This is a genomic window from Curtobacterium sp. MCSS17_016 (assembly GCF_003234255.2).
GTDB classification, from domain to species: domain Bacteria; phylum Actinomycetota; class Actinomycetes; order Actinomycetales; family Microbacteriaceae; genus Curtobacterium; species Curtobacterium flaccumfaciens.
Window position 1 is genome coordinate 2,679,978 of record NZ_CP126254.1, and the last position, 25,504, is coordinate 2,705,481.

Genomic DNA, 25,504 nt, shown 5'->3' on the forward strand with positions numbered 1-25,504 from the left:
TCCGGGTCGTCAGTGCGTCAGCGCGGGGACCGTCCGCGGTCGGACCACGAACCAGAGCATCAGGATCGCGACGGCGGCGGTCGACGCCATCACCATCGCCATCGGGGTGGCCGTCGTGATGCCGAGCCAGCCGACCACCGGCGAGATGAGCCCGGCGACGCCGAAGTTCAGGGCGCCGAGCACCGAGGCGGCGGTCCCCGCCTCTTTCCCGTGGGCGGCGAGACCGATGACCTGCACGAGCGGGAACGAGAACCCGCACGCGGCGATGAAGAACCACAGCGGGACGAGCACGCCGACCAGACCGGCCCCGAGCTGGTCGAGGACGATGATCGCGAGCGACGCCAGCAGCAGGGTCGCGGTCGAGCACGCCAAGATCCACTGCGGACCCACCCGCTGGGCGAGCCGCGACGAGATCTGCACGCCGAGGACGACCCCGACGGAGTTGACGGCGAAGAGCAGCCCGTACTGCTGCGCGTCGAGCCCGTAGACCTGCTGGAACAGGAACGGTGACGCGCTGAGGTAGGAGAACAGCCCGCTGAACACCATGGCGCCGATGAGCGCGACGCCGACGAAGATCCGGTCGGAGAACAGCGCCTTGTAACGCTGGCCGATGGTGGAGTGCCCGGCCTCGTGCCGACGGGCCGGGGGCAGGGTCTCGACGATGAGCAGGATCGACGCGATGACCACCGCCAGGCCGTAGCAGGCGAGGAAGACGAAGATGCCGCGCCAGCTGGTGAACTGCAGCATCTGCGAACCGATGAGGGGCGCGAGGATCGGTGCGAGGCCGTTCACCATCGCCAGGCGGGACAACATGCGGACCAGCGGCTTGCCGCCGAAGAGGTCACGCACCGTCGCCATCGCGACGACACCGCCGGCTGCGGCGCCCATGCCCTGCAGCACGCGGAACACCGCGAGCAGCTCGATGTCCGGCGCGGTCGCGGCGCCGATCGACGCGGCGATGTGCACCGTCGTCGCGATGATCAGCGGCAGTCGACGGCCCACCTTGTCGCTCCACGGGCCGACCAGGAGCTGGCCGATCGCGAAGCCGAGCGTCGTCGCGGTGAGCGTCAGCTGGACCGCGCCGTCGGTGACGCTGAACTGGTCCTTGATCGCCGGGAACGCCGGCAGGTACAGGTCGATCGTGAACGGACCGAGCGCCGTGAGGGCGCCCAGGACGAAGACGTAGACGAGCCGCTGCCCGCGGGAGAGCGAGTCTCCCGGGTGCAGGACGACCCGGAGCGAACCGGTGGTGGCGGGCGCGGTCACGAGACAGGAGTCCTTCGACGATGAGGGGGCGGGGGGTGATCGCGGGTCGATCGAATCGATTCGTCCGCGGAACCATCCTACGGTCGCCGGTGCGTGCTCGGCGCCGCCGGTGCGGGCCGCCCGCGTGAAGCGGCTGGTGCTGCCCCTCGGCCCGGCGCGGACCATGCGGTAGCGTCGGGTTGCTCGGGGGCCTTCCGGGTGAAGCGGATCAGAAGGGGGTGGGCGTCATGGTGGATGCCCGGATCCTGCACACCACTGCAGCGCTGCGCGAGGCGATCCTGCGACTCGCCGCGGACCGACCGGTCTCGGAGATCACCGTCGCCGACGTCACGCGTGCCGCCGGCATCAACCGGGCCACGTTCTACTCGCACGCCGTCTCCCCCGGGTCGCTGCTCGCCGACGTCCTGACGCCGGAACTCGACCGCATCCGGCAGGACGACGCCGACGAGCGCCGAGCCGCCGCCGACCGGGGCGCCGGAGCCGACGAGCTCGTGGCCATCACCCGGCGCGGCATCAACGCCGTCGTCGAGCACGTGACGACGCACCGCGACATCTACGGCAAGGCGCTGCCGGACCCGAACGACGCCTCGCTGCACCGGCTGCTCGTCGAGCACTTCACGGTGTCGAGCGCCCTGCACATCCGCGAGCTCGACCCTGCACACCGGCCCGACCTGCTCGACGACGTCGCCGCGGGGTTCGTGGCGCAGGGCTTCGTCGGGGCCATCGAGGCTTGGCTCGCCGGGCCCCGGCGGTCGCGGAAGGCGCTGGTCGAGACGATCACGCTGTCGTTCCCGGCGTGGTGGAGCTGAGCGGACCGCTCCTACTCGGCGTCCGTCGTGTCGCCGTCCGTCGGGTCGGTCTCCGGCTTCTCGCCGCGCTGCAGGGACTGCACGACGTCGACCGCCGTCGCCGCCGTGTCGGCGTCGTCACCCTCCGACGGCACGCGGTAGTCGGCGGACACCCCGTCGCCACCGGTGCCGGTCGCGGGCAGCGGATCACCGAGGGACACCACGACGACCCCGGCGTCGTGGGCGGTCTGGATCACGCCGGTCAGTGCGGACGGCCGCGCGGCGTGCACGAGCAGGGCCTTGGCCCCCTTCCGCACGAGCTGGGCGACAGCGGTCCGCTGGGACGCCGCTGCACCCGATGCCGGAGCGACCCGGACATCCGGCCGGAACCCGGCGTCGGTCAGGTCAGTGCGGAGCCGGTCGGCGAGGGCCGCGTCGTCGTGGACCAGGACGACACCGATCACGGCCTGCTGGTCGAACCCCCCGTCGGAACTCGTCAGGTCCGTGCTCTGCACGGGTGTGGGGGCAGCCGACGTCGTGCCCTGGCACCCGGCCAGGGTCAGGGCCGCCGCCAGGGCGACGGTCACGGCGACGATGCGCAGCACGGTGGTCTCCTCTTCGGTCCGGTCTGCCACGCTACCCGGCGGCCGGGCCGTGCGACGACGGAGTCCGCGACGGGACTGTTCCGCCCGGGCCTGCCGGGGCTGTCGTCACCGGCGCGGGCACGGGGCCGAGCCGTCGGACGGCCGCGATCGCCAGCGCAGCGAACCCGATCATCGCCGCGAACACCAGGGGGAACGACACCGTGCCGTCGGCGCCACCGGTCGCGGTGAAGAGCAGGCCGGTCACCGCGAGACCGATCACGCTGCCGGCCGCGTCAGCGATCGTCAGGGCCGAGCTCGCGAACCCGTCGTCGCCCTCGCCGGAGAACCGCAGGGTCAGCATCGAGGCACGCGGGTAGATCGCCCCCCATGCCCGCGCCACCGACGAACCAGCCGGCGACCAGCACCCACCACGACAGGTCGAACGTCGCGACCGCGAGCGCGGTCACCAGACTGACGAGCACCAGCGTCAGCCCGACCCCGAAGGTGCGCCGGGCGGTGAGCCGCCGCTCCCCCAGACGACCGTGCGCCCAGCTCGACGCGGCCCAGCTGAGTGCCGCCACCGTCAGGGCGAGCCCGGCGGCAGACGGCGACAGCCCGTGTTCGGCCTGCAGCAGGAACGGCACGTACGCCTCGCTCCCGAAGAACGACGCGGCGACGAGCCCGCGCAGCAGCACGACCGACGGCAGCCCGGCCGCGGCGCGGAACGTCCCGGTCGGCAGCAGCGGCCGCAGGGCGAACCAGGTGCCGACCAGCCCGACGACGACCGCCGCGACCATGCCCCACGGGGTCAGGTCCGGGGCCACGTTGAGCAGCAGGATCGACACGGCCGCCGCCACCGACCACCCGATCCGGACCCGCTGCCACGGCGGGCGGAGCGACGCGGCCGGGGCGTGCAACCGGCCGAGGGTCGGCACGAGCAGGACGAACGCCGCCAGCGCGATCACCAGGGCCCCGGCGAAGACCCAGTGCCAGTTCCAGGTGTCGGTGACGATGCCGGCCAGCGCGGGACCGATCAGCGCGGGGACGACCCAGGCTGCGGCGAACCCGGCGAACACCGGTCCGTGCAGCTCGGCGGGGAAGATCCGGGCGACCAGCACGTACAGCACCACGTCGATGGCCCCGGCGCCGAACCCCTCGATGAGCCGCCCGGCCAGGAACACCTCCATGGTCGGCGCGAGCATCACCACGGCGGTCCCCACGGCGAAGAACACCGCCGACACCCAGGCCACGATCCGGCCACCGGCCCGGTCGGCCCAGTTGCCGGCGAGCACCATCCCCGGCACCCCGGCGGCGAGCGGGGCGGCGAAGGCGAGCGCGTACAGGGTCTCGCCGTCGAGGTCGCGGCTGATCACCGGCATGATCGTCGTCATCGCCAGGTTCTGGAACGCCGCGACGCCGACGATCGCGACCATGCCGATCGTCGCGAGGGCGTACGGCCCGCTCAGCAGGCTGGTCCGCGACGCCGTTGTGCTCACCCGATCATCGTAGGGGTGGGCGCCGACGACACGGTGGCGCGTCCCGCGTCCCGCGTCCCGCGTCCCGCGTCCCGCGTCCCGCGTCCCGCGTCCCGCGTCCCGCGTCAGCAGTGCCCGCGTCACCGCGGCAGCAGGGCCCGCTTCAGCGCGCCAGCGCCTGCTCCAGGTCCGCCACCAGGTCGCCGGCGTCCTCGATGCCCACCGACAGGCGGACCACGTTCTCCGGCACGGCCAGCTCGGTGCCCTTCACCGACGCGTGGGTCATCTCGCTCGGGTACCCGATGAGCGACTCCACGCCACCGAGCGACTCGGCCAGGGCGAACAGCTCCGTCGACTCCGCGAACCGCTTCGCCGCCTCGGCGCCGCCGGACAGCGCGACCGAGAGCATCCCGCCGAAGCCGCGCATCTGGCGGGCGGCGACGTCGTGCCCCGGGTGGTCGGGCAGGCCCGGGTAGTAGACGCGCTCGACGCCGGGCGCGACGACGAGCTCCTCGGCGACGGCCTGCGCGTTCCGCGAGTGCCGCTCCATGCGCACCGCGAGCGTCTTGATGCCACGGGTGGTCAGGTAGGCGTCGAACGGCGACGAGATCGCGCCCGCGCCGAACTGCAGGAACTGCACCTTCGCCGCGAGCTCCTCGTCCGCCAGCACGACGGCTCCGCCGACGACGTCGGAGTGTCCGCCGAGGTACTTCGTGGTCGAGTACACGACGACGTCGGCGCCGAGCGACAGCGGCTGCTGCAGGTACGGCGACGCGAACGTGTTGTCGACGACCACCAGTGCGCCCGACTCGTGCCCGAGGGTCGCGAGCGCGGCGATGTCGGCGATCTTCATGAGCGGGTTCGTCGGCGTCTCGACCCACAGCACGGTGGTGGCCGGTGCGCCCTGCAGGGCTGCACGGACCTGGTCGAGGTCGCTCATGTCGACGACGACGAGCTCGACGCCCCACGGCACGTGCAGCCGGCTCACCAGGCGGTGGGTGCCGCCGTACACGTCGTTGCCCATCACGACGCGGCCACCGGGGACCAGCGCGGCACGGAGCAGGGCGTCCTCGGCGGCGAGCCCGGACGCGAACGACGACGCCGCGACGCCGCCGTCGAGGTCGGCCAGGAGCACCTGCAGCGAGTCACGCGTCGGGTTGCCGGCGCGCGAGTACTCGTAGCCGTTGCGCATGCCGCCGACGCCGTCCTGCACGTACGTCGACGTCAGGTGGATCGGCGGGATGACGGCGCCGGTGGTCTCGTCGGGCTCCTGGCCGGCGTGGACGGCCCGGGTGCTGAACTCGGTCATGCTCGGTGGTTCCTTACTCGGAGAGGTAGGTGAGGAGGTCGTGCCGGGTCAGCACGGTGACGGGCTTGCCGTCCGCGACGACGAGGAGCGCGTCGGCCGACTCGAGCGCACGACGCGCCGCGGAGACCGACTCGCCGACGCCGATGAGGGGCAGCGGGTCGCCGACGAAGCCGGTGAGCGCGTCCGACATCTTCGCGGTGCCGGTGAAGACCTGCTCGAGCAGCGCCTTCTCCTCGACGGCGCCGACGACCTCGCCGATGACGACGGGCGGCTCCGCGCTGAGCACGGGCATCTGCGAGACGCCGTACTTGGTCATGATGTCGACGACGTCGCGCACGGTGTCCGCCGGGTGCGCGTGCACGAGGTCGGGCAGGCGGCCGTCCTTGCCGGCGATGAGCGAGCCGACGGTGCGCTCGTCGTCGGTCTCGGCGAAGCCGTAGGAGCGCATCCACCGGTCGTTGAAGATCTTGCCGAGGTAGCCGCGGCCGCCGTCCGGCAGCAGCACGACGACGACGTCGTCCTCGGTCAGGTCACGGGCCGCGCGGAGCGCCGCGACGACGGCCATGCCGCTCGAACCGCCGACGAGCAATCCCTCTTCGCGCGCCAGGCGCCGGGTCATCGCGAAGGAGTCGGCGTCCGACACGGCGATGATCTCGTCCGGCACGCCGGCGTCGTACGCGCTCGGCCAGAAGTCCTCGCCGACGCCCTCGACCAGGTACGGGCGACCTGTGCCGCCGGAGTACACGGAGCCCTCGGGGTCGGCCCCGACGATGCGGACGCCGCCGTCGGACGCCTCCTTCAGGTACCGTCCGGTGCCCGAGATCGTGCCGCCGGTGCCGACGCCCGCGACGAAGTGGGTGATCTGCCCCTCGGTGTCGCGCCAGATCTCCGGACCGGTGGTCTCGTAGTGGCTGCGGGGACCGTTCGGGTTCGCGTACTGGTTCGGCTTGTAGGCGCCGGGGATCTCCTGCACGAGCCGGTCCGACACCGAGTAGTAGGACTCGGGGTGCTCCGGCGCGACCGCGGTCGGGGTCACGACGATCTCGGCGCCGTACGCCGTCAGCACGTTGCGCTTGTCCTCGCCGACCTTGTCGGGCAGCACGAAGACGCACCGGTAGCCCCGCTGCTGTGCGACCAGGGCCAGACCGACGCCGGTGTTGCCGGAGGTCGGTTCGACGATGGTGCCGCCGGGGCGCAGGTCACCGGAGGCCTCGGCCGCGTCGATGATCCGGGTGGCGATGCGGTCCTTGGACGACCCACCGGGGTTCAGGTACTCGACCTTCACCAGGATGGTCGCCCGCACCCCCTCGGTCACCCGGTTGAGCTTGACGAGCGGGGTGTCGCCGACGAGGTCGACGACGGAGTTCGCGTAACGCACGGCGTCGAGTCTAGGACGCGGTCCCCGCGTCCCGCTGGGATGTGTCGTGTGCGGACAGCGCCCCGGGATCCCGCGGCGGGCGACGTGCCCTGGTCGCGCTGCGCGCCGGACGGGAGGCCCGTGCGGACGCCGCCACGGGCCTCCTGTCCGGCGCCCGGTCGCGACCACGACCGGTCAGGGCCGGACGACGTCCGCCGACGTGTTCTGCTGCCGGTGCAGCTGGGCGTACGTGCCGTCGAGGGCGAGGAGTTCGTCGTGCGTGCCCTGCTCGACGATCTGGCCGTGGTCGAGGACGAAGATGACGTCGGCGTCGCGGATCGTCGACAACCGGTGCGCGATCGAGATGGTGGTCCGACCGGCCGCCGCAGTGTCGAGCGCCGTCTGCACGACGTGTTCCGAGATGGAGTCGAGTGCACTGGTGGCCTCGTCGAGGACGAGCACCGGCGGGTCCTTCAGCATGACCCGCGCGATGGCGATGCGCTGCTTCTCGCCACCGGACAGGCGGTAGCCGCGCTCCCCCACGACGGTGTCGTAGCCGTCCGGGAACGACGCGATCGTGTCGTGGATGTTCGCCGCACGGGCCGCACGCTCGAGCTCGTCGTCGGTGGCGTCCGGCTTGGCGTACCGCAGGTTCTCGCCGATCGTGGCGTGGAACAGGTACGTCTCCTGGCTGACGATGCCGACGTGCCGCATCAGGTCCTCGTGCACCAGGTCGCGGACGTCCTGCCCGGCGAACCGCACCGATCCCTCGGTCGCCTCGTACAGCCGGGGCACCAGGTAGGACACCGTCGTCTTGCCCGCGCCGGAGGGGCCGACGAAGGCCGCGAACTGCCCGGGGCGGAGCTCGAACGACACCCCGCGCAGAGTCGGCTTGTCGGCTTCGCCGTCGGGGTAGGTGAAGACGACGTCCTCGAAGGCGACGTGGCCGACCTTCGACTCGTCCACGGGCCGGGCGGTCGGCGAGTCCGTGATGGCCGGCTTGAGGTCGAAGTACTCGAAGATGCGGGCGAAGAGCGCACCGGAGGTCTGCAGGTCGAGGACCACGCGCAGCAGCCCGACCGTCGGGAACAGCAGCCGGGACTGCACCGTCGTGAACGCGACGATCGTGCCGGCCGTGATCGGGACGTCGCCGATGATCAGGTACGCGGCGACGACGTAGATGATCGCCGGGATGATCGACAGGAAGATCTGCACGATCGCGAAGAACCACTGCCCGGACATCTGCTGGCGCACCTGCAGGGTGATCTGGTTGCGGTTCTCGTCCCCGTAGCGGCGGGTCTCGCTGGCCTGCTGGTTGAAGCTCTTCGCCAGCAGGATGCCCGAGACGCTCAACGCCTCTTGGGTGATGGCCGTCATGTCGGACAGCGACTCCTGCGTCTGCGCGGCGATGCGGGCGCGGACCTGGCCGACGCGGCGCTGCGCGATCACGAGGAGCGGCAGCAGGACCACGGCGACCAGCGTCATCTGCCAGCTCAGCAGGAGCATCGCGACCACGGCGGCGATCACGGTCACGGTGTTGCCGAGCACCGACGAGATCGTGTTGTTCAGCACGCTCGCCACGCCACCGACGTCGTTCTGCAGGCGCGACTGGATGACGCCGGTCTTGGTGCGGGTGAAGAACGCGAGCTCCATCCGCTGCAGGTGCGCGAACAGGCGCATCCGCATCGCACCCATGACCTTGTTGCCGACCGTCGCGGTCAGGTACGTCTGCCAGACGCCGACCCCGGCGCTCGCGATCCAGAGCAGGACCATCGCGGACACGAGCTCGACCAGCACCGGGACGTCGGGGCGACCCGACGGCGGGAACAACCCACGGTCGAACGCCTGCTGGGTGAGCAGTGGCGGCACGACCGAGATGGCCGCACCGATCAGCACGAGGACGACTGTGAGCACGATCGCCCGACGGTGCGGCTCGAACAGTGCGGCGATGCGCCGGACCAGGTGCGGGATCCTCGGCGCCTCGGCGTTGGCGGCCTTCTGCGCGCGGAAGTCGCCGCTCGAGATGCGCCCACCCCCGCGCGGACCGCCGCCTCGCCCGCCGTGTCCCATGCTCATGGAGCCACCGTAGCCCCGCGCTCGGACATCGACCGCCCTGTCCACAGCCCCGCAGTATTTGACCCCGTTCAGGGGGCGTGCGAGCATGTGCCGTCCCCGTCCCCGCACCACCGAGGTCCCATGTCGTCCGCGCCGTCACGTCCCACGTCCCTGGGGGCGCAGCTCGCCCGCCGCAAGCCGATCGAGCAGCTGCAGGCCGAAGCCTCCCGCGGTGTGAACGGGGAACCGCTCCGTCGGTCGCTCGGGGTCTGGCAGCTGACGATGATCAGCGTCGGGGCCACGCTCGGCACCGGCATCCTGGTCGTCCTCGGCACCGCGGTCCCGCTCGCCGGTCCCGCCGTCTGGATCTCGTTCGTCGTCGCGGGGATCGCCGCGCTGCTGTCCGCGCTGTCGTACGCCGAGATGGCGGGCGCCGTCCCGACCTCGGGGTCCAGCTACTCGTACACCTACGCCACGATGGGCGAGGGCATCGCCTGGATCTGCGGATGGTGCCTCGTGCTCGAGTACGCCGTCTCGGTGGCCGCGGTCGCCGTCGGTGCCAGCGAGTACGTCGACGAGACCCTGCGCGTGTTCGGCCTGCACCTGCCCACCGCACTCGCCGCTCCCCCGGTCGACGGCGGCGTGGTCAACCTGCCCGCGGCGGTCCTGGTCCTGCTCGCCACCGCCGTGCTGCTGCCCGGTGCCCGCGAGAGCGCCTGGGTGAACACGGTCATGGTGATCGTGAAGATCGCTCTGCTGGTCTTCTTCGTCGTCGTGGCGTTCACGGCGTTCCGGGCGCAGAACTTCGAACCGCTCGCCCCGATGGGTGCCGCCGGGGTCACCGCCGCCGCGTCACGGCTCTTCTTCTCGTACATCGGCTTCGACGCCGCTTCGACCGCCGGTGAAGAGGCGAAGAACCCCCGCCGTGACCTGCCCCGGGCGATCATCGGCTCGATCGCGCTCATCACCGCGCTGTACATCCTCGTCGCGATCGCTGCCGTCGGGGCCCGCTCGTGGACCGCGTTCTCGTCGTCCGAGGCGTCGCTCGTCCGCATCGTCGTCGACGTCACGGGGCAACCGCTCGTCGCCCTCGTGTTCTCGATCGGGGCGGTCGTCGCCATCGCCAGCGTCGTGCTCACCGTCCTGTACGGCCAGACCCGCATCCTGCTCACGATGTCCCGCGACGGCCTGGTGCCGAAGGTCTTCGGCCGGGTCTCCCGTCGCACCGGCACACCCATCGCGAACACGCTCATCATCGGCATCGCCGTGACGATCGTCGCCGCGCTCGTGCCCCTCGGGGAGCTCGCCGACGCCACGAGCATCGGCACCCTCGTCGCCTTCGCCCTGGTGAACGTGTCCGTCATCGTGCTCCGCCGTTCGCAGCCCGACCTGGAGCGCTCGTACCGGGTGCCGCTGTTCCCCGTCGTGCCGATCCTCGGCACCCTGAGCTGCGTGCTGCTCGCGGTGTTCCTCGGCGCCACCACCTGGATCGCCTTCGGTATCTGGATGGTCGCCGGCGCCCTGCTCTACCTGGCCTACGGCCGCCGCCACAGCACCCTGCGCTGACGCGCCCGCGCCGCGCCGCCCCGCCCGCCCGCCGCGCCGACCTCACGCGCTCACTCCCGCAAAGCGACGGATGCCCGCGGAACATTCGCGGCACTCTGTCGCTTTGCCGGGAGGCATGACTCACCTCCCGCGAGAAGTGTCGCTCTGGCAGCACCAACAAGCCAGGACGTCATCGGCACGGCACACCGTGCTGACGGAACAGGGTTCGGAGGCGCTCCGGCACGACGAGGTGCTCCCAGTACACGCGGACGAACCCGTTGACCTCGCCGCGAGCACGGACCCGGTCCTCGCGCCGCTTCTCGCTCCAGACGGCGTCGGCGCCGCTCCTCCCCCGCAGCATCTCGCGGTCCTCGTACTTCTGCCGCCCGTCGAACTCGATCACGATCCCCTGCCTCGGCAACCAGAAGTCGACCCGGTCAACGGCGCCGTCCACGCCGATGAACTCGTGCTGCGGTTCCATGTCCGGGCACCCGAGCTCGGCCGCACGCGCTGCGAAGTAGGACTCACCCACCGACTCGTGGCGGACATCGCAGATCTCCAACGCGTGCTCAAGGCGGACCGCGCCCCACGGACCGACAGTCAGCGCCAGGTGCTCGAGGTCTTCGTGCCGGACTCCGTTGCGGAGCGCGTGGTCCAGCCCAACGACCGCCGCGGTCAGGGGTCCCCGACGAGCGAGCTCGATCGTCGTCTGCGCGAGAGCCGTGTACTCGACGCCGTGGAAACGGTGCCCCGACACGAGCGAGGACCCGGCGTGCATCGTCAGCCCGGTACGTCGGAGGTCGTGCTCCAGTGCGGGCACGTTCGCATGGACGCGCTCCGGCCACGGGTCGAGACGAGGTGCCCCGAGGATCGCAGCCGCTGAGTCGAGCGACCACACAGCGCCTCCGCGGAGCAGCGGGAGAGCGGCCCGCATGCGGACGAGGTGTCGACTCCGGCCGTCGAGCGCGTCCCACGCCGAGCGGTCGACGTAGACGCCATGTCGCACGCGGACGAGTTCACCGGCCAGCTTGCGGCGCTGCAGCTGTCGAGCGTCCGCGCGGTCGAGTCTGTTCGTCCGGAACAGTGCGATGGCGTTGGCGGGGTGCATGGCAGCACTCTGTCGCCCAGCGCAACCGATGTCGGCGACGTTCGCCGATCTGTGGAGAATCCACGCGCCTCCAGGCGGTCGTGCGGCGATGCCAAAGCGACGGTTCTCCGGAAGTGGGCTCTGTCAGAGGCGCCGAAGCGACAAGAAGCCGTGATCTTTCCGGGCCCATCTGTCGCTTTGGGGAAAGCGACAAGAAGCGACGCACACACCCCAGCACACGACGAAGGCCGCCGCCCCGAGGGGCAGCGGCCTTCGTGACCCGAACGGTCGAGACTACGCGAGCTCGATCGTGGCGCCAGCGGCCTCGAGGGTCGCCTTCGCCTTGTCGGCGGTCTCCTTGTTCGCACCCTCGAGGATCTTGGCGTCGGCGGTCTCGACGAGCGCCTTGGCCTCACCGAGGCCGAGCGACGTCAGGCCACGGACCTCCTTGATGACCTGGATCTTCTTGTCACCAGCGGACTTGAGGATGACGTCGAACTCGGTCTTCTCCTCAGCGGCCTCGGCCGGAGCAGCTGCGCCGGCGGGGGCGGCAGCGGCGACCGGGGCGGCCGCGGTGACCTCGAAGACCTCTTCGAACTTCTTCACGAAGTCCGAGAGCTCGATGAGCGTGAGCTCCTTGAAGGCCTCGATGAGCTCGTCCTGCGAAAGCTTCGCCATGATTTTCTCCTACTACTAGCTAGTACGTGTGGTTGATGAACGCGAGCCTGATCAGGCCGCGGACTCCTGCTTCTCGCGAAGGGCGTCCACGGTGCGGACGGCCTGCGAGAGGGGTGCCTGGAACAGGTACGCAGCACCGAACAGCGAGGCCTTGAGTGCGCCGGCGAGCTTGCCGAGCAGCACTTCACGGGACTCGAGGTCGGCGAGCTTGTCCACCTCGGTCGCGGTGAGCGGGTTACCGTCGAAGTAACCACCCTTCACCACGAGCTCGGGGTTCGCCTTGGCGAATGCACGCAGCGACTTCGCGACGGCGACGGTGTCACCGTGGACGAAGGCGAGAGCGGACGGACCGGCGAGCTCGTCGTCGAACGACGAGATGCCGGCGTTGTTCGCCGCGATCTTGGTCAGCGTGTTCTTCACCACGGCGTACGTGGCGTGCTCACGGATCGAGTTGCGGAGCTCCTTGAGCTGCGCGACCGTGAGACCGCGGTACTCGGTGAGCAGAACGGCGTTCGAGCTACGGAAGGACTCCGTGAGCTCGGCGACCGCAGCTTCCTTGTTCGCCATGGTTCTCCTTGGGGGTCTTGCCGGCAGCCCCAGGTCCACGAACGAAAAAAGCTCCGGCGCAGAGGCTCGGAGCTGCTCTCACCAGATGGTGGGAGTGGTTCGGAACACCTGCGCGGGATGCCTCACGAGTGAGGACCTTCGGTCACGATGTTCACAAACACGTTGCGAGCAGCACGACATCCGGCGGTCTTTGGCTTCGAGAACACTAGCAGATGCCGTGGACGAGACCAAACAGCGGTCGGGAGGCGCGGGGCGGGCCCGCCCCGCGCCTCCCGTCCGTCAGTGGGTACGGTCCACCGCAGCGGGTGTCGCCGACCAGTCCGCGGACCCGGCAGGGTCAGCCGACGACGACGCGACAGCCCCGGCCCCGGCCCCGGCCCCGGCCCCGGCCCCGGCGGCTGCCGCAGCCGCAGCCGGGTCGCGGGGCAGGTGCACCGTGAACACGGTGTCCCCCGGTTCGCTCGTGACCTCGACCCGGCCGCCGTGCGCCTGCACGACCGCGTCCACGATGGCGAGCCCCAGGCCGGTCGATCCGACCGTGCGGGACCGCGAACTGTCCGCCCGGGCGAAGCGCTCGAACAGCTTCGGCAGGAACTCCGGGTCGATGCCCTGGCCGGTGTCGCGCACGGTCAGGTCAACGCCGCCGTCGACCGGGGCGAGGCCCACCGTGATGCGGGTGCCCTCGGGCGTGTGGGTCCGGGCGTTCGTGACGAGGTTGACGATGACCTGGTGCAGGCGTGCGGCGTCCCCCGTGATGGTGACCGGCTCCGGCGGGACGTCGACCTCGATCGGGTGTTCGGGGGACGCGGCGTGGGCGTCGTTCACGGCGTCGAGCACCAGTCCGGTCAGGTCGACCTCGGCGAACTGGATCTCGCGGCCTTCGTCGAGCCGTGCGAGGAGCAGCAGGTCCTCCACCATCGAGGTCATCCGGATGGACTCGGACTCGATGCGGCTCATCGCGTAGACGACGTCCTTCGGCAGGTCGCCGCCCATGCGCCGGGTGAGTTCGGCGTACCCGCGCACCGAGGCGAGCGGGGTCCGGAGCTCGTGCGAGGCGTCGGCGACGAACTGCCGCACCTTCTGTTCCGAGCGCTCCCGCGCCTGCATCGCACTGCCGATGTGCCCCAGCATGCGGTTGAACGCGCTGCCGACCCGGCCGACCTCGGTGCGGGGGTCGGTGTCGGGCACGCGGACACCGTCGAGGGCGTCGCTGCGGTCGAGCGGCATGCGCGCGACGGTGGACGCGGTCTCGGCGACGCGCTCGAGCGGCCGGAGCGACTGCCGGACCACGAACGCGGCGACGACCGAACCGGCGACCAGTGCGGTCGCCACGACGGAGAGGACGACCCCGAAGAGCTTCCAGACGCTGTCGTAGACGGGGGCCATCGGGAGTCCCACGACCAGGACGGCCGGGCCGACGTTGACGGCGGCGAGGCGGTACCGCCCGACGTCCGAGCCGAGGTCGATCGTCTCCGGGTCGGCGTCCACACGGACGGACCCCAGCGCCTCGGCGCTCGTCTGCGGGACCCCGCTCGGGCGGCCGTAGTCGTCGAGCACGTTCGCGATGACGACCTGCCCGTCGACGAAGTACGCCGTCAGGGTGCCGGCGGCCTGCCCGGACGGCCGGGACAGGTCGATGCTCGGCTGCCCCGACTGGTTCTGCTGCAGGTACCGCTGCGCCCGGTGGGTGGCGCTCGTGATCTGCTTGTCGATCGCGCTGGTCTGGATCGAGAAGAGCGCGATGATGCTGGCCGCCCCGATCACCGCGCTGACGGCGACGACGAGGGCGACGATGCTCAGGACGAGCCGGCGCCGCAGGGTCACGAGGTCGGCTTGATGACGTACCCGACGCCGCGCACCGTGTGGATCATCGGGGTCTCACCGGCGTCGATCTTCTTGCGCAGGTAGGAGATGTAGATCTCGACGACCGACGACTTGCCGCCGAAGTCGTACGACCACACCCGGTCCAGGATCTGCGCCTTCGAGAGCACGCGACGGGGGTTCCGCATCAGGAAGCGGAGCAGCTCGAACTCGGTGGCGGTCAGTTCGATCGGGCGGCCGGCGCGGTGCACCTCGTACGACTCCTCGTCGAGCACCAGGTCGCCGACCACGATGCGGGAGTCCCCGGCCTCGGAGATCGAGATCTGCGAGCGGCGGATGAGCCCACGCAGCCGCGCCACGACCTCCTCGAGGGAGAACGGCTTGGTGACGTAGTCGTCGCCGCCCGCGGTGAGCCCGGTCACGCGGTCCTCGACGGAGTCCTTCGCGGTGAGGAACAGCACCGGGGTGTCGTCGTTGTTCTGCCGCAGCCGGCTCAGCACCTGCAGCCCGTCGAGGTCCGGCATCATCACGTCGAGCACCATCGCGTCGGGCTTGAACTCCCGCGCGGTCGTCAGGGCGTCCTGCCCGCCGTTCGCGCTCTTGACGTCCCAGCCCTCGTAGCGGAGTGCCATGGACAACAGGTCGGTGAGGCTGGCTTCGTCATCGACGACCAGGATGCGCAACGGGGTTCCGTCGGCACGCGTGAGGCGCGGGGCTGCTGCGGGATGGGAGATGGTCACGTCTTCGAGTATCGAGAAGTTCCTATGAGTCGTCTGTGGCGCGGCCCAGTGCGTTCTGTGGATTGAGGACACGTCCACGTCTGCCGCTCCGTACGTTGGGAGCATGTTGCGATCTGCAGCCTGGCCCCCGTCGGCCCGGCACCTGGACACCGCGCGGATCGAACGGACGACCGGGAGGCCCGGCTCGCCACCGACGGACCGCCTGACGGTCGCGCGGGCGGTCGCCGCCACCACCCCACCCCTGTCCGCCGGCACGGCCGGCGGGTTCTTCGGCACGCTCGCCGCGGTCGCCGCGGCGGACGTCGCCACCGCCCGCACCGTCGAACCGCACCTGGACGCGCTCGGGATCCTCGCGCAGGCCGGGGTCGACGCCCCGGACGGCTCGACCTGGGGCGTCTTCGCGGCCGAGGGGCCGGGCCTCCGGCTCGACGCCGCACCACAGCACGACGGCACGGTCCTGCTGCACGGCACGAAGCCGTGGTGCTCGCTCGCCTCAACGCTCTCGCACGCCCTGGTCACCGCGCACCTGGGCGACGAGCGGGTCCTCGTCGCCGTGGACCTGCGACAGCCCGGTGTCACCGTGCACGACGAGACCTGGGTCGCTCGCGGCATGCCGGACGTGCCGAGCGGACCGGTCGACTTCGACGGCGTCCGGGCACGACCCGTCGGCGCGCCCGGCTGGTACCTGCGACGTCCGGGCTTCGCCTGGGGCGGCATCGGCGTCGCGGCCTGCTGGTGGGGCGGTGCGGTCGGGCTCGCCCGGGTGCTCCGTGACACCGCGTCGGCGCACCCGGAGTCCGAGCTGCTGCAGGCCGCCCTCGGCGCCACCGTGGCCGACCTCGCCGACGCGGAGGACGCCCTCGCCGACGCCGCCGCCCGGATCGACGACTCCGACCCGGCCTCCGACGACACCGACTGGCGGTTGCTCGCCCAGACCGTCCGGTCGCGGGTGCGCCGTTCGGTCGACGCCGTGCGCCAGCGGGTGGTCTCGACGATCGGCCCGGCACCGCTGACGGCCGACCCCGCCGTCGCCGCGCGGATCGCCGACCTCGAGCTCTACGTCCTGCAGGACCACGGCGCGCGGGACCTCGCCCGCATCGGCCGGATGGTGCTCGAGCGGGGCGGCGTCGCGTGGTGAGCTTCGACCACCGCGAGCCGGGCACCGACCCGTCGGCGTGGACGGGGTTCCTCGACGGCCTGGACACACCGGCGATCGAACTGTCCGGCACCGGGTCGGTGGTGGTCGTCGCGCCCCATCCCGACGACGAGACCCTCGGCGCCGGTGGGCTGATCGCGGCCGCTGCAGCGGTCGGCGTCCCCGTGCACGTGCTGCTCCTCACCCGCGGCGAGCGCTCCCACCCGGACTCCCCCACGACGACCCCGGACGCACTCGCCGCCGCCCGCGACGACGAGTTCGTGGTGGCCCTGCGCACCCTGCACCCCGACGTGACGTCGACCTCGGTGGGGATCCCGGACGGCGCGACCCGCGAACACCGAGACCGTGTCGTCGAGAGCCTCGACACCGTGCTCGCCGGCGCCGCCCGCCCCGTGCTGCTCGTCGCGCCGTGGCGTGGGGACGGGCACCGCGACCACCGCATCGCGGGCGAGGTCGCCCAGGCCACTGCGGCGAGCGCCCCCGACGTCGACCTGCTCGCGTACCCGATCTGGGCCTGGCACTGGGACGACCCGGACCACTCCGTCGCCCCGTGGGACGACGTCCGGGCCCTCGCGCTGCCCGACGACCTCGTCGCCCGGAAGCGTGCCGCCCTCGATGCCTACCCGTCGCAGACCCGGCCCCTGTCGCCTGCACCGGGAGACGAGGCGATCGTCGACGACCGGCACGCCGCCCACCACCTGCGGACGACGGAGTGGTTCTTCGCGCCGGGGTCCGCCGCGTCGCGGTCGCGCGAGTCGTTCGACGCCCACTACGACCGGAAGCCCGAAGGGTGGGACTTCGACGGGTCCTGGTACGAGCAGCGCAAGCGGGCCGTGACGCTGGCGGCGCTCCCCCGCCCGCGCTTCCGGTCGGCGCTCGAGCTCGGCTGCGCGACCGGGGTCCTGACCGCTGCCCTCGCCGACCGCGCGGACGACGTCCTCGGCACCGACATCTCGGCGGCGCCCCTGGAGCGTGCTGCCCGCCGCACCCCGACCGCTCGGTTCGTGCAGGCTGCCCTGCCGGCGGAGTGGCCGGACGGGCGGTGGGACCTGGTGGTGATGTCCGAGGTCGGGTACTACCTGTCACCAGCCGACCTCGACGCGACGATCGACCGGGTGCTCGGGTCGCTCGACGACGACGGTGTGCTCGTGGCCTGCCACTGGCGGCACCCCGACGACGAGGCCGTGTCGAGCGGTGACGCGGTGGACGCGCGGCTGACCGAACGGTGGCCGCGTCCCGCCCTGCTCCGACACGTGGAGGAGGACTTCGTCCTGAGCGTCCTGCCCGGCCCGGCGGTCACCTCGGTGGCCCGGGCCGAGGGGATCATCCGGTGACCGGACCGGAACCGCGTGCACGCATCGACGTCGTCGTCCCCGCGCACGACGAGGCGGACCGGATCGCCGCGTGCCTCGACGCGCTCCTGGTGGCCGTCAACCGGCTCGCCGCGGAGCGACCCGGATTCGACGCCGCCGTCACGGTGGTGCTCGACGGCTGCACGGACGGCACCGCGTCGGTGGTCGATCGGTACCCGGTCGACGTCCTGACCACGGACCGTGTCGGGGTCGGTCGGGCACGGACCATCGGGGCGACGCACGCCCTCCGTGCGCATGACGGCGACCCGGCGGCCCGCTGGCTCGCCCACACCGACGCCGATTCCCGGGTGCACGAACGGTGGCTCGTGCAGCAGTGCGACGCCCTGGCGTCCGGCGCACAGGTGCTCGTCGGTGCCGTCGTCCCCGACCCGGACGACCTGGCGCCCGCGGTGCTCGACCGCTGGACGCTGGCGCACCCGCCCGGTGCCGCCCTCGGCCACGTGCACGGCGCGAACCTCGGCGTGCTCGCCGCGGCGTACGTCAGCCTCGGCGGGTTCGACCCCGTGCCCGAGCACGAGGACGCGCGGCTGGTGGCCCGGGCACGGGCGCTCGGTTTCCGGGTGGACGCCACCGTCGACCTGCCGGTGGTGACGAGCGGGCGCTTCGCCGGCCGGACCCCCGGCGGGTACGCGGAGCACCTGCGCCAGCGGTACGGCGACGTCGGCTGACCCGGCCTTAGTCGCCTCATAGGTGCGCGATGGGTCGGTCATCGACAGCGTGCCTAGCTTCTCCTCCGTCGGCCCCGCCGCGTGCTCTGCGCGGCCGGTGACCCCAGCCGGCCACCACCGAGGAGAACCATGTTCCTGACCTACCTCAGGCGCGAACTCACGAACCGCAAGAAGCAGACGGTCATCATCGCGATCGGGATGGCCCTGGCCATCGCCCTCGTGGTGATCGTGTCGTCGATCTCGGGTGGCGTGCAGGCAGCGCAGTCGAGCGTCCTGCAGTCCGTCTACGGCGTCGGCACCGACATCACCGTCACCAAGACCGCGACGGCGTCGACGAACGGCGGGCGTCCGAGCTTCGACTTCGGCAGCCAGGGCGACAGCGACGACGACAGCGGTTCGACCGACCTGTCGCAGTCGCGGCTCGCCGTCCCGCGCGGCACGAGCACCCTGAACGCCGCGAACCTGTCCACGATCACGAGCACCGACGGCGTCAAGGCCGCGACCGGTGTGCTGACCCTCGAGAACAGCACGTTCTCCGGCCAGGTCCAGCAGCAGTCGACCGACGACAGCAGCACGGACAGCAGCAGCGACTCCAGCAGCGACAGCACCACCCAGCAGGGCCCGCCGAGCGGGGACACCGGCGGTGGCGGCGGGTTCGGCGGTGGGTCGTTCAGCGTCGACTCGTTCACGGTGACCGGCATCCCGGTGTCCGGCGCGACGGTCGGTCCGCTCACGAGCACCGAGCTCACGAAGGGGCGCACCTTCGCCGCGAAGGACGCGGGCAAGGACGTCGTCGTGCTCGATGCGTCGTACGCGAAGAGCGAGTCCAAGGCGGTCGGCGACACCGTCGACATCGGCGGCACCGACTTCACCGTCATCGGCATCGTCAGCTCCACCGGCTCGGCCTCGACCACGGGCTCGAACACCTACATCCCGCTCGACACCGCGCAGGCGCTGGCCGACCTCGACGGCAAGGTCACCTCGATCTACGTCTCCGCCGAGTCCTCGTCCGACGTCAGCACGATCAAGTCCGCACTGCAGGCGAAGCTGACGAGCGCCACCGTCTCCACCGAGGCCGACCTGGCCTCGAGCGTGTCCGGGTCGCTCAGCACCGCCTCGAGCCTGGTCTCGAACCTCGGCAAGTGGCTGTCGATCGTCGTGCTCGCCGCGGCGTTCCTCATCGCGATCCTCTTCACGATCTCCGGCGTGACCCGCCGCACCCGCGAGTTCGGGACCCTCAAGGCGATCGGCTGGTCGAACGGCCGCATCACCCGACAGGTGGCCGGCGAGTCCCTGGTGCAGGGCCTGATCGGCGGCGTGCTCGGCGCCGCGGCCGGCCTGATCGGCATCCTCGTCGTGAACGTCATCAGTCCGACGATCTCGGCGAGCGCCTCGAGCACGACCGGCGGGGGTGCCGGTGGCGGTGGTGGCATGCCCGGCGGCGCAGCGACCGCGGCCGCGGGCAGCGGCACGACGGGCGGTGCACCGGCAGGAGGCTTCGGCGGCGGCGCGAGCACCGCGTCGACGACCGACGTGGTCCTGCACGCCCCGGTGACCGTCGAGATCATCCTGCTGGCGATCGGCCTCGCGATCCTCGGCGGCCTCATCGCCGGCGCGCTCGGCGGCTGGCGTGCGAGCCGGCTCCGTCCGGCCGAGGCGCTCCGGAGCGTGGCCTGATGCCCGGCAGCACCGACACGACCGAACCGACGACAGGAGCAACCGTGACCAGCACCGACACCGCGACCGGCGAGGCGGAGGCGAGCCGTGCCTCCAGTCCGATGTACCGGCTGACGAACGTCAGCAAGACCTACCAGCAGAAGAACCGGACCGTCACCGCCCTGACGAACGTCCACCTGACGATCCCGCAGGGGCAGCTCGTGGCCGTGCAGGGGCCGACCGGCGGCGGCAAGTCGACGCTGCTGCAGATGCTCGGAGCGCTCGACCGGCCGAGTGCCGGGTCGATCCACCTCGGTGGCGACCGCGACGTGGCGAAGCTCGGTGACGGCGCGCTGACCGACCTGCGGGCGACCGAGATCGGCTTCGTGTTCCAGAGCTTCAACCTGATCCCGACGCTGACGGCGCTCGAGAACGTCGAGACGGCGTTCGCGGGGTCGCACGCGAACCGGTCGCGGAGCGAGGTCCGCGAGCGTGCGGTCGCCGCGCTCCGCGAGGTCGGACTGGGTGAGCGGATGGAGCACCTGCCGGCCGAGCTGTCCGGCGGCCAGCAGCAGCGCGTGGCGATCGCCCGGGCGCTGGTGAAGAACCCGAGCGTGCTGCTCGCCGACGAGCCGACGGGTGCACTCGACGAGTCGACCCGCGACGAGATCATGGCGCTCATCGAGAAGCAGTGGCGGGAGCGCGGGCTGACCGTCGTCATCGTCACGCACGACTCGTGGGTCGCGAAGCGTGCCGAGCGGCGCCTGCACATCAAACAGGGGCAGGTGCGCGAGGTCTAGCTGGGCTGGCGCACGCGCGGGCAGGCGCGGGGCGTCCGCCCGCGTTTCGCGGTGAGCGACAGTCCACGCGTCCAGGAGCGCGTGGACTGTCGCTCAGCGCGTGAAGACGCCGCCGTTACCCCGCCACGGGGTAATCGCAGTACGCGAACCACCTCGAGTCCGGGGCCCACGGCGGCACGTTGACCGTCCCCTGCCCGCCGTCGAGGGCCACCAGGGCCTCCGGCTGGACCGCGATCCGGGCACCCCGGACGAGCGACCCCGGCAGCAGCCGCAGCTCGACGCGGTGGTCGGCCGGGTGGCCCTGCACGCCAGGTTCGTACGACAGGTAGAGCAGGTGTGCGGCGTCCGGGGACAGATGCGGGAACCAGTTCACCCGGTCGTCGTTCGTCAGGCGGACGGGGCTGTCGTGCCCGGGCCAGCGCACGGCCAGCTGCGCGGTGCCGGGGGTGAACCGCTCCGTGTTCCAGAGCAGGATCCCGCCGGCCGGACTGACGGTGCAGCCGTCGTCGGGGTGCTCGTCCCGCGTGACGAACGTCGGCTCGCCGGTCTCCGGGTCGACCATCGCGACGTCGGTGGTCCAGACGCCGTCCTCGGACAGCTCCCCCACGATCGCGGCGAGGGCGCTCCCGTCGGGGGCGATGCCGTGCAGGTAGAACTTGCGCTTGGTGGGCAGGGCCGCTGCGACGTCGGTGATCCGGGTCGCGGGGCCGCCCTCGGGCAGCGGGACGCGGTACAGCTCGCCGTCGCGGGCACTCACCACGATGGAGCTGCCGGACGGGTCGAGCACGTGGTCGTTGTTGATCTCGTCGACGCCGTCCATCGGCACCGGCACGAGCGCCGTCTCGTCGAGCACGGTGCCGGTGCCACTGTCGGCCGACGGCAGTCGCAGCAGCCACAAGTCGCCGTCGCCGTTGAGCACCAGGGTCTCGGCGTCCAGGACGTTCGGCGCCTCGACGAGCACCGTGGCCGACTCGAACACGAGCCGCGAGGTGCGGGACTCGACGTCGTACACGTGCACGCGGCTGGTCTGTCCGGGCAGCAGCTGCCGCCCGCGGGTCTCGTCGCTCATGGTTCCATCCTGTCGTCGTCGCGTGGTCGGGTGGTCGGGTCGGTGGGGAACGGCAAGACACCGGTGTTCACGCTGCGCACCGCGTGATGCGGGGGCGTCGAGCGCGAACACCGGTGTCTTGCGGAAGGGCTCCGCCTACTTCACGGCACCGGCGGTCAGGCCGGCGACGAACTGGCGCTGGACCACGAGGAACGCTGCCACGACCGGGATCGACACGACGAGCGACGCCGCCATGACCTGGTTCCAGTACACGTTCGTCTGCGTCGAGTACTGCTGCAGACCGACCGCCAGGGTCGAACCGAGGCCGTTCGTCATGACCGAGGCGAAGAGGACCTCACCCCAGGCCGTCATGAACGAGTAGATCCCGACCGCCACCAGGCCCGGACGGGCCGACGGCAGGATGACCCGGAACAGCGCACCCATCGGGCCCGAACCGTCGACCATCGCGGCCTCGTCGAGTTCGCGCGGGATGGTCTCGAAGTACCCGGCGAGCATCCAGATCGAGAACGGGAGCGTGAACGTCAGGTACGTGATGATCAGGCCGAGCCACGACCCGACGAGCTGGATGCCCAGGGTGTTGCCGAGGTTCGTGAAGATCAGGAACAGCGGCAGCAGGAACAGCACGCCGGGGAACATCTGCGTGGAGAGCACCGCGGTGGTGAAGGTGCTCTTGCCCTTGAAGTTCCAGCGCGAGACACCGTAGGCGGCGAACGTCGCGATGATCAGCGAGAACACCGTCGCCACCGTGCAGACCACGAGCGAGTTGATGAAGTACCGACCGAGCGGCACCGTCGACCACATGTCGATGAACGGCTGGAAGGTGATCCGCGACGGAATCCACGTGAAGTTGTCCTGCACGTCGCCGAGGGGCTTGATGGCCGTGGTGATCATCACGTAGAGCGGCACGACCGTGAACAGCGTCAGGACGACCAGGGTGATGATCTTGAAGGACTTGGCGCCAGTTGTCTCACGCACGGACGGACCTCCGGTTGGTCACGGCGAGGTAGATGCCGGTGACGACGAGCAGGAAGAGCAGGAGCAGGACGCTCATCGCGGCACCGGAACCGAAGTTCCAGGTGATGAACGACGCGTTGTAGATGTGGAAGCTCAGCAGGTCCGCGGCGGGCGGCTGCGCGGTCGAGCCGAACAGCACGAACGGCGTGTTGAAGTCGTTGAACGTCCACAGGAACATCACGAGCACGAGCGTCACGTTGACGGGGCGGACCATCGGCAGCGTGATCGAGCGCCACTGGCGGAACGGCTTGGCACCGTCGACCGAGGCGGCCTCGTACACGTCGTTCGGCACCGACTGCAGGCCGGCCATGAGCATCAGGAACGCGAACGGCCAGGTCTTCCAGATCGCCACGACGACGACGGCCACGAACGCGTTGTTGCCGATGAGCCAGAACGGGGCGTTGCCGCCGAACAGCCCGAGTTGGTCGACGAGCAGGTGGTTCAGGGCCCCCGAGTCACGCTGGAACATGAACTTCCAGGTGATGACGCCGGCGTACATCGGCAGCGCGTAGGGCACGAGGAACAGGGTGCGGAAGAGCCCGCGTCCGGCGAACGGCTTCTGCAGCGCGACCGCTGCGGCCATGCCGAAGGTCCAGGAGAGCCCGACCACGAGGACCGTGAAGGCGCACGTGATGAGGAACGAGTTGAGGACCCCGCGGCCGATCGCCTGGTCGAAGTCGACGACGACCTGGTAGTTCCGGAACCCGGCGAAGGGCGCGGCACCCCAGTTCGCGATGAAGTACTTGGTGAGCTGGATGAACGAGATCCAGATGCCGGTGAGCATCGGGACGATGTGGATGAGCAGCTCGAACAGGATGGCCGGCGCGACGAGCGCGTAGGGCAGCCAGTGGGTCTTGCGCTTGCGACCTGGCGGACGGCCCGACATCGTCGGGGCCTTCGTGTGCGTCAGGTCGATGCGCTCCGAGTCGGGCAGGACCGTCGTGGACATCTGGTGGGGCCTTTCGGCAGGAGGGGCGTGCAGGTGCGGTCCGCGCGGCCGTGGCAGCGGCCGGGAGGCGCGGGGTGCGTGGGGCGTCAGCCGCACGGCCGACGCGTGGTCGGCTCCGGGGCGTGTGCCTCACGGCCGACGGGTGGTCGGCCCGGGAACGTCAGGGGCGGAGGCCCGGGCGCGTCCGTCGGACGCGACCCGGGCCTCCAGGGTGGATCAACCGGCGGCCTGGGACACCTGGTCCTGGGCGGTCTGCAGTGCCGACTTGATGTCGGCCTCGGAGACCTTGGAACCGGTCGCGATCTTGGCGAACATGTCGTTCATCGCCTTGCCGACCGTGGACTCGAACTGGTCCTCGGCGGGCACCAGCGGGAGCGGCTTCGCCTTGTTGTTGTAGATGTCGAGGAACGTCTTCGTCTGCTCGTCCGTGACGGAGTCAGCAGCCTCGGCGAGCACCGGCAGAGCCGAGTACGGCTTGTCCAGCGTCGTCTGCGTGTCCATGCTCGTCATGTACTTGACGAACTTGAGCGCGCCGTCCTTGTTCTTCGTGTTCTTGAACACCGACAGGTTGATGCCGGCCGGGAACGAGGCGATCTGCTCGCCACCGCTCGGGGCGGGCAGCGCCACCACGCCGTACTCGGACGACTTCATGCCGAGGGACTCGATGGTCGCGTTCGCGTTGTTCTGGTTGAGGATGAACGCGGCCTTCTTCTTCGCGAAGTCCGTGGTCGACTGCGTCGCGTTGTCGTACTGCGCGTTCGACGGGTTGGCGACCTTCGAGTCCTGCATGAGGTCGAGGTAGCGCTTGATGCCGTCGACGTTGGCCTTCGAGGTGAAGGTCGGCTTGCCGTCCTTGTCGAACCACTCGCCACCGTTCTGCGCCGAGTTGATGAACGCGAAGTGCGAGTTCTCGGTGTAGGAACCACCCGCGAGGCTGAAGCCGTAGGTGTCACCCTTGGTCAGCTTCTCGGCGTCGGAGACCATCTCCTCCCACGTGGTGGGCGGGGTGATGCCGGCGTCCGACAGCATCTTCTTGTTGTAGTACAGGCCGTAGGCGAGGCCGTAGAGCGGGACGCTCGTGACCGTCTTGTCGGGCGCGCCACCGGTGGACAGGGCGACCTTGCCGAACTTGTCCTCGCCGCCGATCGCCTTCATCTCGGCGTCACCGAACTCCTGGAAGGCGCCGGTGGCCTGGAGCGAGGTCGCCCAGGTGTTGCCGATGTTGACGACGTCCGGGCCCTGGCCCGAGGTGACGGCGGTCTGGATCTTGTTCTGCAGGTCGTTCCAGCCGATGACCTGGAGGTCGACCTTGATCCCGGTCTCCTTGGTGAACTTCTTGAGGACGGGGGTCAGCACCTCCTTGTCGTTCTGCAGGGACGTGCCCTGGTTGGACGCCCAGTACGTGAGCGTCTTGGAGTCGCCGGAGTCGCCGGACGATCCGGAGGAGCAGGCTGCGAGGCCGGACACGGTGAGTGCGGCGGCCGCGGTGATGGCCAGTGCGCGGATGGCAGTGCGCATGACTCTCTACTTTCTCGTCGTTGAGATGG

At 70.9% G+C, this 25,504-nt stretch carries 23 protein-coding genes; 7 read left to right on the forward strand and 16 right to left on the reverse strand.

Features of this window, described 5'->3' with window-relative positions; translation table 11 throughout:
- Positions 1–9: 9 nt before the first annotated feature.
- On the reverse strand, positions 10–1,266 hold the full coding sequence (locus tag DEJ19_RS12545; protein WP_051596893.1) for a multidrug effflux MFS transporter: 1,257 nt from the start codon (positions 1,264–1,266) through the stop codon (positions 10–12).
- A 227-nt stretch (positions 1,267–1,493) separates the two neighbouring features.
- Here DEJ19_RS12545 and DEJ19_RS12550 point away from each other — a divergent pair, with 227 nt between their 5' ends.
- Positions 1,494–2,075: a TetR/AcrR family transcriptional regulator gene (locus DEJ19_RS12550; RefSeq protein ID WP_128781007.1), complete on the forward strand. Its 582-nt coding sequence runs from the start codon at positions 1,494–1,496 to the stop codon at positions 2,073–2,075.
- An 11-nt stretch (positions 2,076–2,086) separates the two neighbouring features.
- Here the strand turns inward: DEJ19_RS12550 and DEJ19_RS12555 are convergent, their stop codons facing one another.
- The 6 genes from DEJ19_RS12555 to DEJ19_RS12580 form a co-directional block, all read right to left on the reverse strand.
- On the reverse strand, positions 2,087–2,689 hold the full coding sequence (locus tag DEJ19_RS12555) for a substrate-binding domain-containing protein (protein WP_111022264.1): 603 nt from the start codon (positions 2,687–2,689) through the stop codon (positions 2,087–2,089).
- 1 nt (position 2,690) lies between these two features.
- Positions 2,691–2,999, reverse strand: coding sequence for a hypothetical protein (locus DEJ19_RS12560; protein WP_146250737.1), 309 nt, complete (start codon positions 2,997–2,999; stop codon positions 2,691–2,693).
- Entirely contained in the window at positions 2,932–4,134 is a 1,203-nt protein-coding gene (locus DEJ19_RS12565; RefSeq protein WP_111234296.1) for an MFS transporter, read from the reverse strand. Before DEJ19_RS12565 ends, DEJ19_RS12560 begins: the two co-directional genes overlap by 68 nt.
- Before the next feature lie 142 nt (positions 4,135–4,276).
- A complete protein-coding gene (locus DEJ19_RS12570) occupies positions 4,277–5,422 on the reverse strand; it encodes a cystathionine gamma-synthase (protein WP_111234295.1) in 1,146 nt (381 codons plus the stop codon).
- A 13-nt stretch (positions 5,423–5,435) separates the two neighbouring features.
- Positions 5,436–6,800: a cystathionine beta-synthase gene (locus tag DEJ19_RS12575; RefSeq protein WP_110863383.1), complete on the reverse strand. Its 1,365-nt coding sequence runs from the start codon at positions 6,798–6,800 to the stop codon at positions 5,436–5,438.
- 174 nt (positions 6,801–6,974) lie between these two features.
- Positions 6,975–8,849 (reverse strand): ABC transporter ATP-binding protein, encoded by a 1,875-nt coding sequence (locus DEJ19_RS12580; protein WP_110863384.1) that lies wholly within the window; start codon positions 8,847–8,849, stop codon positions 6,975–6,977.
- Positions 8,850–8,975: 126 nt separating this feature from the next.
- On the opposite strand from DEJ19_RS12580, the gene DEJ19_RS12585 reads away from it, so the two are divergent.
- Positions 8,976–10,400 (forward strand): amino acid permease, encoded by a 1,425-nt coding sequence (locus tag DEJ19_RS12585; protein WP_111088120.1) that lies wholly within the window; start codon positions 8,976–8,978, stop codon positions 10,398–10,400.
- A gap of 169 nt (positions 10,401–10,569) precedes the next feature.
- On the opposite strand, the gene DEJ19_RS12590 is transcribed toward DEJ19_RS12585, so the two are convergent.
- The 5 genes from DEJ19_RS12590 to DEJ19_RS12610 form a co-directional block, all read right to left on the reverse strand.
- A complete protein-coding gene (locus tag DEJ19_RS12590; protein WP_111234294.1) occupies positions 10,570–11,487 on the reverse strand; it encodes a hypothetical protein in 918 nt (305 codons plus the stop codon).
- 273 nt (positions 11,488–11,760) lie between these two features.
- Positions 11,761–12,144: a 50S ribosomal protein L7/L12 gene (gene rplL / locus DEJ19_RS12595; protein WP_027466380.1), complete on the reverse strand. Its 384-nt coding sequence runs from the start codon at positions 12,142–12,144 to the stop codon at positions 11,761–11,763.
- A gap of 51 nt (positions 12,145–12,195) precedes the next feature.
- Positions 12,196–12,711 carry a 50S ribosomal protein L10 gene (gene rplJ / locus DEJ19_RS12600; RefSeq protein ID WP_017888663.1) on the reverse strand — a complete coding sequence of 172 codons (516 nt, stop codon included), beginning with the start codon at positions 12,709–12,711 and terminating at the stop codon, positions 12,196–12,198.
- 279 nt (positions 12,712–12,990) lie between these two features.
- Positions 12,991–14,535: a sensor histidine kinase gene (locus tag DEJ19_RS12605; protein ID WP_284176449.1), complete on the reverse strand. Its 1,545-nt coding sequence runs from the start codon at positions 14,533–14,535 to the stop codon at positions 12,991–12,993.
- On the reverse strand, positions 14,532–15,272 hold the full coding sequence (locus DEJ19_RS12610) for a response regulator transcription factor (RefSeq protein ID WP_111233308.1): 741 nt from the start codon (positions 15,270–15,272) through the stop codon (positions 14,532–14,534). Before DEJ19_RS12610 ends, DEJ19_RS12605 begins: the two co-directional genes overlap by 4 nt.
- Before the next feature lie 103 nt (positions 15,273–15,375).
- Here DEJ19_RS12610 and DEJ19_RS12615 point away from each other — a divergent pair, with 103 nt between their 5' ends.
- From DEJ19_RS12615 to DEJ19_RS12635, 5 genes are all read left to right on the forward strand, one after another.
- On the forward strand, positions 15,376–16,410 hold the full coding sequence (locus DEJ19_RS12615; protein WP_111233307.1) for an acyl-CoA dehydrogenase family protein: 1,035 nt from the start codon (positions 15,376–15,378) through the stop codon (positions 16,408–16,410).
- Positions 16,407–17,762 (forward strand): bifunctional PIG-L family deacetylase/class I SAM-dependent methyltransferase, encoded by a 1,356-nt coding sequence (locus tag DEJ19_RS12620; protein WP_258377403.1) that lies wholly within the window; start codon positions 16,407–16,409, stop codon positions 17,760–17,762. Before DEJ19_RS12615 ends, DEJ19_RS12620 begins: the two co-directional genes overlap by 4 nt.
- Positions 17,759–18,469 (forward strand): glycosyltransferase family 2 protein, encoded by a 711-nt coding sequence (locus DEJ19_RS12625; protein WP_181441535.1) that lies wholly within the window; start codon positions 17,759–17,761, stop codon positions 18,467–18,469. Before DEJ19_RS12620 ends, DEJ19_RS12625 begins: the two co-directional genes overlap by 4 nt.
- Positions 18,470–18,598: 129 nt before the next feature.
- Positions 18,599–20,146, forward strand: a complete 1,548-nt coding sequence (locus tag DEJ19_RS12630; protein WP_111233304.1) for an ABC transporter permease — start codon at positions 18,599–18,601, stop codon at positions 20,144–20,146.
- A gap of 101 nt (positions 20,147–20,247) precedes the next feature.
- Positions 20,248–20,925 carry an ABC transporter ATP-binding protein gene (locus DEJ19_RS12635; protein ID WP_111233317.1) on the forward strand — a complete coding sequence of 226 codons (678 nt, stop codon included), beginning with the start codon at positions 20,248–20,250 and terminating at the stop codon, positions 20,923–20,925.
- 115 nt (positions 20,926–21,040) lie between these two features.
- Here DEJ19_RS12635 and DEJ19_RS12640 read toward each other — a convergent pair whose 3' ends face one another.
- The 4 genes from DEJ19_RS12640 to DEJ19_RS12655 all read right to left on the reverse strand — a co-directional run bounded on the left by DEJ19_RS12640 (position 21,041) and on the right by DEJ19_RS12655 (position 25,475).
- Positions 21,041–21,994, reverse strand: coding sequence for a TolB family protein (locus DEJ19_RS12640; RefSeq protein ID WP_111233303.1), 954 nt, complete (start codon positions 21,992–21,994; stop codon positions 21,041–21,043).
- Between the two features lie 135 nt (positions 21,995–22,129).
- A complete protein-coding gene (locus tag DEJ19_RS12645; protein ID WP_017888647.1) occupies positions 22,130–22,969 on the reverse strand; it encodes a carbohydrate ABC transporter permease in 840 nt (279 codons plus the stop codon).
- The gene (locus DEJ19_RS12650; protein ID WP_017888646.1) at positions 22,962–23,957 is read right to left on the reverse strand and encodes a carbohydrate ABC transporter permease; all 996 of its coding nucleotides are present in this window, start codon (positions 23,955–23,957) and stop codon (positions 22,962–22,964) included. The genes DEJ19_RS12645 and DEJ19_RS12650 overlap by 8 nt, the downstream gene beginning before the upstream one ends.
- Before the next feature lie 216 nt (positions 23,958–24,173).
- Positions 24,174–25,475 (reverse strand): ABC transporter substrate-binding protein, encoded by a 1,302-nt coding sequence (locus tag DEJ19_RS12655; RefSeq protein WP_111022252.1) that lies wholly within the window; start codon positions 25,473–25,475, stop codon positions 24,174–24,176.
- Between the last annotated feature and the right edge of the window lie 29 nt (positions 25,476–25,504).